The following is a 17,580-nucleotide window of genomic DNA, read 5'->3' as shown; positions in this document are numbered from 1 at the left end:
TTAGTTTTTAAATAATTATTATCTCAATAAAGTAACACTTCCGTATTTTCTTTCCGGTTCACCGTTTTTATAAATTACGGATACTTTCCAGACATAAACATCTTGCGGTGCTAACACTCCTTTAACATAGCCGTCCCAACCTACACATAAATCATCACTGACAAAGATTTTTTCTCCCCATCTGTTATAAATTTCAAGATTGTAAGTTACAACACCGCTTTGTTTCGGATAAAATACATCATTTAAATTATCTTTATCCACAGTATATTTATCTCCGCAAGGATAAACACCTCCGTTAGAACCGTTCGGACTAGGTGTAAACGCATTCGGAAACTCAATTGATCCTTCTTCTTCAACATATACAATATTATATAATGTATCCGAGGCAAAGCAATCATTTACTGTCCAAACAGCCAGTGAAATATCATATGCTCCCGGTTCAGTATATTGATGTTGCGGGAATTCAAGATAATTATCGGCTGTAATAGAATCTCCGAAGTTCCAGAAATACCTGTCACCATATTCAGAATAATTAAAACATGTTAATAATTGATCGGGCAACATAATTAATCTCGGAGCAACATCAAAATCAACAATCGGTTTTGTATAAACTATTACAGTATCAACTCTTGTATAATAAGGCATTGTTTCTGAACCGCATGATGCATTCCATGCCGTAATATACGGATGATAATTCCCCGGTTCAGGATAAGTATAAACAGGGTCATTTACAAAAGTCGAAGTATCTCTGTCCACACCGGCAGGTACATCATCATTAGGTCCGTAGAAATGCCATTTTGTAAAGCTCTGATTATCTGCGTAGTAAACATCATTATAGAACTCAACCGTTAATTCTTGACATCCTTCCGCTACTGTACTGCCCTCATTCCAAGAGAACGGACAAGCAGGAAGTACTACAACAGTATCTGTATAAGTTCCTGTACATTGTCCTCCGCTTACTCCTTCTAATGTAACAACATAAGTACCTGCAATTTGATATTCATAATCGAAAGAACCTACATAGTATGTATCATATCTGTTATCAGCATTTCCGAAATCCCATTCATAAGAAATCAAATCAGTTGCACTCTTATTTTGGAATGTAAAGATTGCATTAGGAATTCTTTGCGGTTCATTCGGTCTTACCTCAAACTCAACCTTGGGTCCTGCTGATGCAGTTACAGTTGAATAGAATGTATCTGTACACATTGTAAATGTATCAATTGCAACTAATCTTATGGTGTATATTGAATCCCACTCCGCCGTATTTGTAAATGTATATAATACATCATCATTTACATCGTACGTGTTCGGCATAGCAAAATCTTCAATTACCCAATGGAATTCAGTCGGTATATTATAGCCGCCATAAGCAGTTGATGTATTGTTAATTGTAACTAAGGCAGGTGCACAGAATTCTGTCGGATCAGTTTCAAATTGAGCAATCGGCGGTAAATTATAATGTAACATTACTGTATCACGAGATATACAATTTCCGTTACTTACATACCACTCAAAATAGCTGTCTCCTGGCTCCAAACCTGTTATATGCGTATTCCAAGCTGTATTGGTAACAATTGTACCTCCTCCTATTCCGACCGGAGACCACCAAACACTGTCCGGATCTAAAATCTGTTGAGCATTCATAATGTGCTCACGGTCACATGTAACAACATCATCACCGGCACTTACAAATATTGAATCATTGAAAATAACAACATCATCATAATTTGAATAACCGATAAAAGTAACCGTCCATCTGTAAACATTTGCTCCGTGATTAATCCCTCTTACTACTGTATTCGAATCATAGATATCATCAAACACTCCGCCGCCGCTAACAATTGACCATGTATGAGAACTTGCACCTGTTTCAACCCTTGCATTTAATTTAGCTGTGTCAACACAAACAACTTGATCTTCCCCTGCATACGGTACAAAATTAGCAACAATAATAGCAACATCATCGTCATCATTACATCCTGTAACATTATTATGTACTGTCCAAGTAAATATATTAGTACCTGTAGGCATATTGTAAACATAAGATGTAGGACTTGTGTCAGTATGTATATTTCCGCTACCGGATAATATTGACCATTGTCCTGTTTGATTTGCTAACAATTCAGCATTGAAATATGTATTTGTTTGAAGCGGATTTAAAGTTTGATCTAAACCTGCAAATGCATCAAATGTATTATTAATAACTTGTACTAAATCTCCTCCGTTGTCACATGAATTTTCATAAACAGTCCAACGGAAAGTATTTACACCTCTTTGTAAGCCTGTTACTAATGTATTAAATGCTGACGGAGTTTGAACGATGCCCGGTCCTCCGGCAGTTGTCCATATACCGTATCCTCCGGCTTGTGCTTGATCTCCCGTTAAATTAGTAAAATCTGCACAAACTGCTTGATTTGCACCTGCAGTTGCTTCTACCATATTATTAATAATAATCATATTATCGGCATCTGTGCAATTTTCGTGACTTACAGTCCAAGTTAATGTAATTGTACCTGCATTTAAACCTGTAACTGTAGAAGCATAATAGCTCGGTGTCGTAATTATACCTGAACCGGATGTTATATTCCAAAGTCCGTTTCCTGCAACAGGGTTTTGAGCACCTAAAACAGCATTTGAAAAACAAACAGACTGGTCTGTTCCTGCATAAGCATGAACTAAGTTATTTGTAATAACTACCTCGTCCCAAGACGAACAACCGTTTTTACTTACTGTCCATCTAAATGTATGAGGAGAATTATCTTGTAATCCCGTAACTGTTGTTATATAATTCGTGGGTGTATTTATCGTAACTCCTGAACCTGTTGTCCAAATACCTGTTCCCGGTGTCGGATCTTGTCCTGTAAGAGTTGCATCTGTATTACAAACAGTTTGAGCAGGTCCTGCTTCTGTTAAGAATGAATTCTCATTTACTTGTACAATATCATCATCCATACATCCGTTGCCCCAAACAGTCCATCTGTAAACACTTACACCTGAGCTTTGTCCTGTTATAATTGTCTCATTATTAGAGGGAGTAAGAATTGTACCAGTACCTGCAACCAATGTCCACAAACCGTTTTCAGCCGGCAATAATTCATTCGCAGATAAATTAGCATCGTTTCCGCATGTTATAACATCAGCTCCGGCTAATGCACTTACCATATTATTAGTAATCGAGACATCTGCAAAGTTTGAACATCCTGCTTTTGTTATAAACCATCTTAAAGTATTTTCTCCTTTATTTAAATTATTTATTCTTGCTGTCGGGCTGGTAAAATCATCAAACACACCACCACCTGCAAATACTTCCCAATGTCCTGTACTACCTTGTATCGGAATATTGCCGAGTAAATCAGCAGAATCAACACAAATTACAGTCGGTCCTGCAACACTTGCTGTAGCATCATATAAATTATTAGTAACAACTAAATCTGCATAAGCACTACAAGTTCCGTTACTTATTGACCATCTGAATTTATTGATACCTACATTTAAGTTGGTAACAGCAGTATTATATAATGTACTGTTCACAATAATACCTGTTCCGGCAGTTCTTGTCCAAACTCCTGTTTGTCCTGCTGTCGGTTCATTACCGTTTAAGTATGCATCAGTTCCGCAAACAAATATACTGTCGCCTACTACAGCTGTTACAGAATTATTTGTTACAGTAATATCAGCTGCATTCGTACATGTACCGTTTGTAATTGTCCATCTGAAAATATTAATATCAGGGCCTATATTTCTGACAGTTGTAGTATTTGCAAGAGAGTTATCAAAATCTCCGCTACCTGCCGCAACCGACCATACTCCTACACCGGTTGTCGGCGGATTACCCGCAATTACAGTAAAATCATCACAAACTTCTTGGTCATTGCTGACAGAAGCAGGAGAAGGGGTATTATCAAAAATACTTACATTTGCAGAATTTGAACATGAACCTCTTGTAACTGTCCAAGTTAATACATTTTCGCTTTGAGATAAACCGCTTATACTTGTATTATATAAAGTCGGATTTGCAAAAATTCCTGTACCGCCTGTTACAGTCCAAATTCCTGTTTCGCCTGCTCCCGGTTGATTACCGTTTAACGGACCGTAAGAGTTACCGCAAATATTATCATCCATTCCTGCCGATGCATATACAAGTTCATTTGTAATTAATACATCACTGTATGATTCACACATACCTTCGGTAATTGTCCACCTGAAAGTATTTCCGCCTGAGCTTAAACCTGTTACAAGTGTATTATAATTACTTGGATTTGCAATTACACCCGCACCTCCTAACCTTGTCCAAACACCTGTTCCTACAGAAGGATTATTTGCCTTCAAATTAACAGTTCCGTCACATACGGTTTCGTCCGGACCTGCATCAGCTGTTGTAGGAATATCGTTTGAAATAGTAACAATATCCCAAGCTGAACAACCGCCTTTTGTAGCTGTCCATTTGAATATATTAGAGCCGTTTGCAAGATTTCTTACAATTGTGTTATAAGCAGAAGCATTATCAAATATCGGTGTTCCTGCTGAATTTACGACCGTCCACAGCCCGATTCCCGGAGCAGGATTATCAGCAGATAATACCGTTGTATCTGTACATAATGAAGCATCTAAACCTGCATCAGTTGTTATTGTATTATTTGTAATAACAATATCATCATAAGAATCACATAATGCATTAGATATTGTCCACCTGAAAGTATTAGAACCCGCACCTATTGAAAGTGCTGTAGTAATGTTAGATGTAGGATTAACAATTGTTGCAGATGCACCAAATTCTTTAGTCCAAATCCCGGATTCTCCTCCTCCCGGTATATTACCTACTAATGTATAAATATTACTGCATATCTCAGCATCAGGAGAAACCAATGCAACAGTCGGAGAATTATTTGTAACAACAACTGTATCAGAAGCATTACAGATTCCGTTAGTTAAAGTCCAGACTAATCTGTTGTCTCCTTGAACTAAACCTGTAACATCTGTTGTATAAGAATCTGAATTATTAAATACGGCTGTGCCACCTGCAACTGTCCAATATCCGGATTCACCGGATTGCGGAGCAAGTGCCGCCAAAGTTGCATAAGTATCACAAACATTTTGATCTACCCCTGCATTAACATCGGTTATTTCATCGTTATTTATAATAACCTCGTCTGAGTTACTACAAGGTCCGTCAGTTATTGTCCATGTAAATATATTTATCCCTTTACTTAAACCTGTTACGGGAGAATTGTAAAAACTCGGGATTGTAATTGTTCCGCTTCCGCCTGAACGAGTCCAATTTCCTGAGCCGGTTGCTCCCGGATTATTTCCTACCAATATTGTATTATCTGTACATAATGCTTGGTCTAAACCGGCATTAACGGAAACTTCATTATTAGTTATAACTACATCATCATAGTCTGAACATCCTGCATAAGATTGATGCCATCTTAAAGTATTGGGTCCGTTATTTAAACCTGTTACATTTGAATTAAACATAGATATATCTGAGAATGTTCCGGCACCGACAGCTTCCCAATAACCCGTTCCCGGAGAAGGATCAACTGCCATAAGAGCATATGTTCCGTTACAAGTAGAATTATCAAGACCTGCATCTGCAATTACTTCGTTGAATGTTATTGTAACTTCATCACTTGCACTACATAAAGCATTTGAAATAGTCCATTCAAAAATATTTGCTCCGTTTGACAAGCCGGTAACTGTTGTATTAAATTGAACACTGTTTGTAATTATTGCAGTAATACCGGCAATTTGATTCCAGACACCGGACTCTCCGCCACCCGGATTTGTACCTGACAATGTAACGTTATTATTACATGTTGATTGGTCAGAGCCTGCCCCTACCGATGGTAAGTTGTTAATAATTGTAACATCAGAAGTTCGAACACAGCCACTTTCTGTAACAGTCCATCTGTATGTATTAATTCCTTGTTGAATACCGGAGACATAAGTTACATTATCAGAAGCATCGGCAAATGTTCCCAAACCTGAAAGAACAGACCAAACACCTGTTCCAGGTGTCGGATTGACAGCACCCATAAATGTAAAGTTATCACATAAATTATTTTGATCTGGTCCTGCATCAGCAAGAGGATTAATTGAGGTAACAACAATATTTGCATCAGTTGAGCAATCTGCATTATTTATAGTCCAAACAAAATTGTTAATACCGACTCCTAAATTATGAGCAGCTGTATTATAAACATTTGAATCATCAAATGTAACACCCGCAGTGAAACATGTCCATGTTCCTGTTTCTCCCGGGCCGGGAGTATTTCCGGTTAATGACAGTATATCAGAATTACAAGTTTGTGCATCAAGAGCTGTTGCTGTTACTGTATTATTCGAAATAAGCACTATATCATTTGTTGAACATATACTGTTTTCAACAGTCCACATAAAAGTTGTTGTTCCTACCGGCAGATTACTTACAGCTGTATTCTCTGCTAAAGAATTCGTAATTACGGCACCGTTACTACTTACATTTGTCCAATGCCCTACTCCTTGGAAAGGATAGGTTGTACTAACATTAAGAGCATTAAGAACAGTAGCATCAGCACATAAAATCTGATTAGGACCTGCCTCTGAAGCAACTTCACTGTTAGTTATAATTAAATCTGCCGAACTTGTACACGAACCGTTTGAGATTGTCCAAGTTAAAGTATTGGAACCGGGAGCTAAACCGTTTGCAACTGTTGAGAAGTTAGTATCATCAACAAACGTTGCTGTTCCTGAACTAACAGACCATTGTCCTGTTCCGAATGCCGGAACATTTGCTTGAATCGAAACTGAATTTGAACAGATTTCTCTGTTTGTCGGTCCGGGTGCAGTAATTAATGCTACATCAGGATTTGTATTTTCAACTGTTATCTCATCAAAGTTTGTACAAGAACCTCTTGTTACAGTCCATCTGAAAACATTACTTCCTTGTGGTAATCCGGAAACAACTGCATCAAATTGGCTTAAATTTGAAATAGTACCTCCGCCGCCTACTAAAGTCCAATATCCTGTTCCCGGAGCAGCATCATCGGCACTAAATGTATATGTATCACTACATTGAGTTACATCAGGACCTGCACTAATTGGGAATCCGGTATTTTCAACTGTAATATCGACACTGTTTGAGCATGTTCCGTTATCAACCGTCCAACGTAACGCTGATGTAGCATTATATGCAACACCTGTAATTGTTGTATTATATTGTGTACTCGGAACAGTAATTGTTCCGCTTCCTGCAATAACTTGCCAATAACCTGTACCTGCAAATGTTGAAGGATCATTCCCGTCTAAAGTAAATACTCCGTCACAGCCTGTTTGATTGTTTGCAGTTGCCGTTACCGAGCTGTTAGTTATTTGTGATAAATCATTTGCTGTACAACTTCCTAATTCAACTGTCCACTGGAAAGTTGTAGTACCGATAGGTAAATTACTTACCGCAGTATTTTGTAATAAAGAATTTGTAATTAATGCACTGTTACTACTTAAGTTAGTCCAATACCCTATTCCTTGATTAGGATAAATTACGGTAGGATCTGTTGCATTTAAGAATGTATTATCACTACATATTATTTGGTTACCTCCTGCAACAGCTGTTACCTCATTATTAACTATAGTAATAACATCCGTACTTGAAGGACAAATTCCTCTTTCAATAGTCCATTGGAAAAGATTAGTTCCGGGATTCATATTTGTGACATCCATTGTAAAACTTGTCGAAGGATTATTAAATGTTCCGCCTCCGCTTACAATTTGCCAATACTGATTATCCGCATAATACGGTGACGGCATATTTGCAGTTAAACTTATTGTTCCGTCACAGGTTTCCGTTATAACCGGTCCTGTAATCTGTGCCGTACTCGGTGAACTGTTTATAATAGTTACATTATCTGAATTTGTACAAACTCCGCGTGTAACTGTCCAACTATACAAATTAGTTCCCTGTCCTACGCCTGAAACAGTTGTATTATTAGCCAAAGAATTACTAAAAATTCCGGAGCCTGATACTAATGTCCAATATCCGGTTCCGGTTCCGGGAGAATCACCGTTCATTGTAGCATTTGAAGAACATATTGTTTGAGCTGCTCCGGCATCTATACTGAAATTATTATTAGTTACGGTTACTTCAATATTATCTGTACATGTACCGTTATCTACATTCCAACGTAAGGTCGTTGTTACTCCGTTCGGTATTCCGGTTACTGTTGTATTATATTGTGTGCTCGGAGCAGTTATTGTTCCGCTGCCGCCGCCTACAATCTCCCAATAGCCTGTTCCTCCGAATGTTGAAGGATCGTTTCCGTTTAAAGTAAAGACGGAATTACAATCACTTTGATTTGTCGCTGATGCTGTTGCTGAATTGTTGGCAATTATAACTTCGTCAAAGACAGAACAAATACCTTTTTCAACAGTCCAACGGAATGTTGTAGTTCCGAGAGGAAGATTTGTTACTCCGGTGTTCCATGCTAATGAATTTGTTATAACAGCAACATTACCACTGATATTTGTCCAGTATCCCGTTCCTTGATTAGGATATATTGTTGACGGATCTGTGGCTGCCAAAGATGTATTATCAAAACATAATGTTTGAGCCGATCCGGCTACAGACGCTACTTCATTATTAACAATAGTAATTTGATCAACAGAAGAACAAGTTCCGTTTGAGATTGTCCATGTCAATACATTATTTACGGGTCTTAAATCATTAATGACTGTTTGATAACTTGTACTATTTGTAAAATAAGTTCCCAAAATAGAGGTAGAAACAGTCCAAACTCCGATTCCGAATACAGGATTTGTACCTTCAACAGCTGCTGAATTAGTGCAAACTTCTCTGTTTGTTACAATAGGCGTTACAATAACAGCATCCGTCGGTAAATTATTTTGTATTATGACTTCATCAAAAGCCATGCAATCAACTGAGTTTACTACCCACCTAAACACATTATTTCCCGGTGTTAATCCGGTAACGGGCGAATCAAATTGAGCAGAATTTGTAACAGTTGCTCCACCGGCAACAACATACCAATAACCGTTATAACCTACTCCGTGATTCTGAGCACCCATTGTAGCAGTTGTGCTGCAAAGCGATTGATCAGGTCCGGCAGAAGTAATAAATTCTCCGTTATCAATCTGAATATCTATACTATCTGCACAACCGGCAGCATTATTAACTAACCATCTAAATGTATTAACACCTGTTCCAAGGCCGGTTACCGTTGAAATATTTAATGTAGGTGTTGTAATAGTGGGTGTTCCCGAGGATCCGACTAATGTCCATAAACCATTTGAACTTCCGGGATTATTTCCGTCAAATGTAGCAGCATCAGTACAAACTGTTTGATTTGAAGCGTTAGCTTGTACCGCATTATTTGTTACATCTGCATCATCAAAATCAGTACAAGTACCGAGAGACATATTCCATCTGAATGTATTAAGACCCGGGTCTAAGCTAATTACCTGCGAATTATAAGCTGTTACCGTAACAACTGTTGAACTTCCTGTTACAACAGTCCATATTCCTGTTCCTTGGAAAGGATAGTTTATTGAAGGTTCAGCTGCAAGTAAATTTGTGCTGTCTGCACAAACAAATTGAGGAACACCGGCATCAGATATTACCATATTATTAGTCAAAGTTACATCTCCTACTTTTGTACAAGTTCCGTTTGTTGCAGTCCATACAAAAGTATTCAAGCCCGGTTGTAAATCTGTTACATTAGTATTAGTAGCAGTATTATCAACAATTGCTGTAAAAGCACCTCCTTGCGAAATTGTCCAAACACCTGTTCCTATAGCACCCGGATTAACTGTAATTGCATCATTTATTCCACAAACCTCTCTATCCGGTTCAACATTAAAATCACTTGGTTCATTATTTATAATTTCAACACTACTAAATGCAGAACAATTACCTTTTGAAATTGTCCAAACAAAAGTATTTTGACCTTGTGCCATATTTGTAACTCCTGAATTATAAGCTGAAGGAGTCGTAACTGTTCCACCACCGTTTGTAACAGTCCATTGTCCTAATTCACCGGCATTGGGAATACCTCCGTTTAATGTAGCAAAATTATTACAAACTGTTTGATCAAAACCTGCATTAGAGAATACTTGATTGTTATCTACTCTGACTGTGTCAGTAGCATTACAACCAATTCTGTTTACATGCCACACATATCTGCTGAAAGGTTTAGGAACTGTAATAACAACTGTATTGTATAATGTTGTATTTACAAATGTTCCGCCGCCGATTATTATTTCCCAAAAACCTGTTCCGCCTACTCCCGGCTGCTCCCCTGCAAGGGTAATGTTTCCGTCACATGTTTCAAGTAAGTTTGGGTTTTCATTTACATCAGCGTCAACAAAAAATTCGTTATTATTAATTGTTAACTGACTTGATTCAATACATGAACCTTTCGTAATTGTCCAAGTAAGAATATTAGGTAATGCTGAACTTAAATTTCTGACTGTTGTATTATATACTGTATTATTATCAAAAGTTGTTGTTCCGAGATTAGCCAACCAAATACCTGTTGCATTGGGTAATGCAACATTAAATATATCAGGGTCTGTTGCATTTAATACATATTCGGGGAAGCAGATATCTGTTGCATTAGGATCTGTCAGTGCCAAATCAGCATCTGCTGTTACTGTATTATTGGTAACAGTGATAATATCATTAGATGTACAACCTTGTCTGTCAATTGTCCATTGCCACTGACTTACTCCATTTTGAATTAAATCTACAAATGTAACACTGCTTGAAGGGTCATCAATTGTTCCGGGTGAACCTGATGCTGACGACCATGTTCCTATTCCGCTGAGAGGAATATTACCGACTAATGGAGCCTGATTTACACATACTTCAAGAGTAGAGGGGTTAACAACTGAATTACTGGGAATCCTGACTTCTACCAACATATTATCAGCAGCAGTACAAGTTACGGTATTTCTGGTTGCTGAAACCGTCCATTGATAAATGTAGTCATTATCTTGAAATACATTTGTAACTAATGTTGTCGGAGATGCCGGTGTCAAGATTGTTGAAGCCGGTCCTGAAATTTGAGACCAAACACCTGACATAGGAGCAACAGCAGGTACAGCATTAAGATTAAATGAATTAGCAACTAAATCAATTCCGCATTCAAAAATATCACTTCCTGCTGTTGATGTAACAGAATTGTTATATACTAACATAGTATCAACCAATTCACATGTACGAGTAATTCCTGCAACATAATCTGTAAAATTATTAACAGAATGCCATATAAATGCATCTTCAGTTTGCATACTTATTCCGCTTGCAGTTGTATTAAAGTTACTTGCATTTGTAAAGGTTACGAGCGGATTTGTAGATGTCCAGTAACCTGTAGCTATTGCTTCTTGCCAAACAGGATTAGGCGGAACCGGATCAACTACAGTCCATGTATTAGCAACATTATTTCCGTTTAAATTTACAGTTCCGCTACAAATTGTTTGATCAACATTTGCATAAGGAGTCGGAGGCAATAAACCAAACACGACAAGATTGTCAGATGCACTACATGTTTCATTTGATATTGTCCATGTAAATGTGTTTTTACCTGGTGTTAGCCCGCGAACTATATCATTAAATAAAGTACTTGTATTTGTACCGGAATCATCAAAAGTCCCGGAACCTGTCCAAACACCTGTATTCCATGCAGGGTCATTTGCATTTAACTGTGTAAAGTCTCCACATTCATATATATCAACACCTGCATCTGCCGTAACACCTCTGTATATAATTACAGTTGAGTCAATTACTTCGCAAGTAAGAGGATTTGCGGCATCATAACCTCCAAAACCACCGGTATATTCATTAACAACATGCCATATATAAATATTTAAACTGTCGGCAATATTTGTTGCTATCGCATCACAAGTAAAGCCTGTACAAGAATTTTGAATAATTGTTGAGCCTCCTACAGCAACTGTCCAGTATGCGGAAGTATATCTTACGGGAACATTTGAGGAAAGAACTGCAAAATCATTACAAGTTACATCATCAGGACCTGCAGTCGCATTAGAAGGTCTTGCACTATGTATATAAACATCATCTGTTAATATACATCCTTTTGTAAGATTGGTTACTGTCCATCTGTAAATATTATCATAGGCAGCCATATTTCTGACTGTTGTATTATAATATGTGTCATCGTCAAAATTACCCGCCCCGAAAATTAATGTCCATTGTCCTGAAACAACATCAAAAGGAGGTCCTGCAGTAAAAATTGTAGAAGGATTTGTTGCATTTAATTGATACCAATTTTCACAGGTTGCATCTTCCGGGCCTGCCTGTACATCTTCTACCAGACCAAGGCTTGTTATTTCTACGGTATCAGTTAATTCGCATTGAATAGGATTTCCGAGAGAATCAAAGAAGTTATTTCTTTTATGCCATACAAATTGAGTCATACCATCTTGAATATTATCAACATGTACATTAAACGGCATGTTCAAATCGTTATCAGGGATAAATGCTCCTGTTAACGGATCAATATAATTACCTACATCCGGAAGTTGTTCCCACCAATGATCATCTGCACATGAAGCTTCATCAAGAGCATCAAGATTAACAACATTATCACAAACTGTTTGATCTAAACCTGCGTCAATTGTTTCAGGTAACCCGTTCATAACACTAACTTGATCTGTTGATTCACAAGTTCCTCTGCGTATTACCCATTCGAATACATTTACCGCTGCAACATTAGTCCACCAATTAGGAGTCCAAGGAGTACAGTAATAATCTAAATTTGTAACCGAAGTATTTGCAAGAGAAATATCAGTAATAGTAGCATTTCCGGCAATTCTCCTCCAGAAACCTATTTCTACAAGAGAATTATAATTATTTCCGTTTAAATTCGGTAATGATGTACTGCATACTATTGTATCTTTTCCGGCATAAGCTTGTGTGGGAATACTGTTTATTACGGTAATTGTATCTGTATCCGTGCAAGTTCCGTTTGTTATCGTCCAAATATAATCGTTATTACCTGCATCAAGGTTACTTACAGTTGTATTCCAAGACAAGGGATTATCAACAATTGAACCTCCTGACAATACAGACCAAGAGCCTGTTGCAGGTGTTGCGGGATTTGCAATATCTTGTGATGAAGGAATATTTGCCGTAATTAAAGGTGAAGGATCTGTACAAGAGATTAAAGGATCTGTTGTAGAGATAATTGCATCAACAGACATATTTGTAATTTCAACTACATCATCTGATGAACATATATCATGTGAAACTGTCCATTGTAAAACATTTAAACCGCTTTGTAGATTAATTACTTGAGTTGTATTTGAAGTAGGATTTATAATCGTACTACCCATACCTCCGGTTGTAAAAGTCCACAATCCTGTTTCTCCTGCGTCTAAAGGAGTTGCTGCAAGATTGTAATCGTCCGTGCATATTATTGCATCAGGTCCGGCATCAACTGTAGGAGGAAAAAAATAATTTATTGTTACATCTGCAGTAGATTCGGGACATGTTCCGTTTGTAATATGCCATGTAAATAAATTTGCACCCTCTTGTAAGCCGGTTACACCTGTTGTAGCTAAATTTGCATTTGTAATTACAACCCCGGGAGTAACTGTTGTCCAATAACCTGTTTCATTAGGGTCTGTTGCATCAGCAGGAACAGCTGAGATTGTATATATTCCGTCACAAGATGTACTTGGATTTGGAGTAGTAATAACCGCAGTTGTAGGAATATTATTTTCAACAAATACAGACGCTTGTGCAGAACAACCGTTTACTGTTACTGTCCAAACATATTCATTTTGAACATCTTGATGAGAACCGGTTACAGTTGTTGTAGGAGCATTGGCATTTGCAAAAACACCACTCCCGGCACCGACTGTCCATACGCCTGTACCACCCAAAATTGTAGGGTCGTTACCTAATATAGTAAAAGGTTCCGAACAAATTTCAGCAGGCCCCCCTGCAGTAGCATATACTTCAATTACATTAACATTCATTATTGCAAAATCAGAACAAGTTCCTTTTGTTAATGTCCATCTGAATTGATTTACATTATATTGAAGACCTGAAACAGCAGTAGTTCTATTATTTGGATTTGCAATTACAGGTAGTGGTATCGGTGCACCTTCAACTGTCCATAATCCTGTTTCACCGGGATTAAGAGCATTATCAGCTTGTAATATTGCGTTAGTTCCGCATACATTATTAATATCAGTTACCGAAGCAACAACTGTATTGTTTGTTATTACAACATCATCCCAGACATCTTCAGCGGGAATTCCGTTAGAAAGTGTCCACCTGAATGTATTTGTATTAAAAGGAGCCGGTCCGTTATCTAAACCGGTAACAAGTGTGTTCGGCAAATTAGCATTTGCAAAAACACCGGAACCGCCAATAACTGTCCATGTTCCGGTATAACCTACCGGAGCAGCTGTTGCATTTAAGGTATATTCATTATTATTGCAAGTTATATCATCGGGGCCTGCATCAGCAGTAACACTTGAAGAAATAATAAGATTCCATGATTGTGTAACCGGCGGTGCAATACCGTCAGAAACTGAAATTGTTATCGGGTTATTTAACGGGGTTCCTCCGGGAGGTGTTCCCGACAGGGTTGCTGTTCCGTCACCGTTATCTACTAACGCCAACCATGCAGGTATTGTGACAGGAGCAATTACAAGAGGATCGCCCTCGGCATCTGTAGTTGTTATATTATATATGTAAAAAACAAGTTGATCTCCGGTTGTAACAGGGGAAGAAGTAAATATAGGAGCATCATTCACAGGAGCAATATTGATTATAAATTGAGTTGACCCTATTGATCCTCCTGCCCCGTCAATAACTGTAAAAAAATATGAATCGGGAGTACCTTCACTACCATCATGTGAATATGTTAAAGCATTTGCATTTATATCTGCCTGAGTATAAGTATCATTTAAACCAAGAGGCAAGCCACTTAATTTAAGAGTTCCTGCAGCAGGAACAGTTGTAATTGTATATTCAATTTCGGCAGGAGTATTGTCAACATCAGTAACTTCTAACAGTGCTGTCGAAATAAGTTGGTTAATGTCTCCTTCATTAATATTTAAAGGGTTATTTGCAGTAACAACAGGAACATCATTTACAGGATTTACCGTAATCGTAAAGGTTTGTGTAGGACTTGTATCATCTCCACCGTTAGCTGTTCCTCCGTCATCTGTTAAATATATACTGACAGTTGCTACTCCATTTGCATTTGGTGCCGGTGTATAGGTTAAGTCTCCGGTTACTGCATCAACTGCAGGTTGAACAGAAAATAATGCCGGCAGAGAGTTTGAAACATTAAACGTCAATACTTGTCCGCCTTCTCCTGCACCTCCCGGGTCAATAGCTGTTGCCCATCCGGCAACAGTTTGAGCTCCGGCATCTTCATTTACGACTTGGTCAGCACCTTTTGTAAAAGAAGGTTCACTATTAACTGCCAAAACATTTATTGTCATCGTATAACTTAATGTACTGAATTCAATACCATCGTGTACTTTAAAATCAAAAGTTGTATAAGGGCTTCCGTTTTCGTTGGGATTAGGTATAAATTTTAAACGATTACCGCTAATATCGGCAATAGGAACAATATTTCCGGGAGCAAGAGGAACTTCTCCTCCGTTAATAATTCCGTCACTATTTGTATCTATCCATAAAGTTCCAAGACCGGGAACTGTTGTGGTTTCAATTTGAGTAAAGGGATCTGATTCAACATCTGAATAATTAAAATGAGCAGTAACTAATGTTAGAACTGAATTTTCAAATACATTTACAGAATTATCAGTAGATGTCGGTGCATCATTTACAGAATTTACAGTTATTGTAAAATTTTGAGAAGGGCTTGTGTCATCTCCTCCATTTGCTGTTCCGCCGTCATCTGTTAAATATATTGTTACTGTTGCAACACCGAATATATTTGCAGCAGGTGTGTATGTAAGATTACCTGTTGTTGCATCTACACCGGGTTGAACAGAAAATAAACCGTTATTATTATTTGAAACAAAAAATGTTAGTGTTTGAATAGGTGGCTCTTCATCTGCTGCACCTGCACTTATTGATGTTGCCCATCCTACAACATTCTGTGCTCCTGCATCTTCATTTACAACTTGGTCTGCTCCGATAATAAAAGAAGGCTCACTATTTACTGGTAAGACATCAATTGTCATTGTATAAGATGTTGCACTATAAACAGTTCCGTCATGAACTTCAAAATCCCAAGTTGTATAAGGACTTCCGTTTTCTCCCGGTAAAGGAATGTATTTTAATAAACTTGCATTAATGTCTGCTATTAAAACAACATTGCCTGATGCCAAGGGAACTTCTGCACCGTTAACAGTACCGTCATTATCAGTATCTATCCATAATGTCCCTAAACCCGGAACAGTAGTAACTCGAATCTGAGCAAAAGCATCTCCGTCATTATCTGCATATCCGAAATGTGCTGCAGCAAAGGTTACTCCTGCATTTTCAAAACAACTTACAGTGTTATCTGCACCTGTGGGTAAATCATTTACTGCTGTTATCGTAATAGTAAAATTTTGACCTGGACTTGTATCATCACCGCCATTTGCAATTCCTCCGTCATCACTGACACTTACTGTAACCGTGGCAAATCCTGACGCATTAGCAGCTGATGTATAAGTTAAATTTCCGGCAGCATCAATAGCCGGTTGAGCTGAAAAAAGTCCGTTATTATTATTTGAAACATTAAAACTTGGTGTTTGTCCTGCCTCATTCGCAGGTCCTACACTAATAGCTGTTGCCCAATTCGGAACATTTTGCGGTCCGGCATCTTCCAAAACCGTTTGATTTGCCCCTGCCGTAAAGGAGGGTTCATCATTTACGGGAGTAACATCTATTGTCATTGTACGTATTGCACTATAACCGTCATTTCCGTCATTAACCTGAAAGTCAAAACTGTCGTACCCGACACCGTTTTCATCCGGGTTAGGTCTGAATTTTAATCTGGGAATATCCGCAACTAAGATTACATCCCATAATGCCACATCTTCGCCGGCATCAATTATATTGTCACCATCAGCATCATAATACAATATTCCTACAGATTCCAACCCTCTTATACGAATATCAGTAAACGGGTCTCCGTCGGCATCAAAATAGGAAGGAAAATCTCCGACAACAAAGACCTTATCATTGTCTTCGAGTGTACTGACCGTTTCATTATTAACAGTCGGTAAAGTTTGTGCGCTCAGTAAATATCCTAAGCTAATAAACAAAGTAAGAATGAGATACTTTTTCATGTGTTTATTTTTTAATTTTATAATGTTTACAAAACTTCCGACAACTTCTCTAAGAATTAAGAGATAATTTCACGGATGTTTCAAATAATAATTCAACAAAAAACTCTCAACAGCTTATTGCACAAAGAGTTATGCAAATAGTTTATTGGGTGTCATATTTTTAGATATAATAATACAACTTAAAGACTTTTAAAGACTTAAAATAGTTGCACGATTTTATACTTTTTATTAAATAAAAATAAAAAGCATTTTTTTTAATGTATATCTCATTAAAAATTAGTTATATATACTTTA

Annotated in this window: 1 protein-coding gene; it reads right to left on the bottom strand. The window is 37.7% G+C overall.

The window, feature by feature from the left end; translation table 11 throughout:
• Positions 1–18: 18 nt before the first annotated feature.
• Positions 19–17,286 (bottom strand): Ig-like domain-containing protein, encoded by a 17,268-nt coding sequence (locus L3J35_00380; protein ID MCF6364640.1) that lies wholly within the window; start codon positions 17,284–17,286, stop codon positions 19–21.
• Positions 17,287–17,580 lie beyond the last annotated feature (294 nt).

The organism is Bacteroidales bacterium (assembly GCA_021648725.1).
Classification (GTDB): Bacteria; Bacteroidota; Bacteroidia; order Bacteroidales; family JAADGE01; genus JAADGE01.
This window is presented reverse-complemented; position numbering and strand designations above follow the sequence as displayed.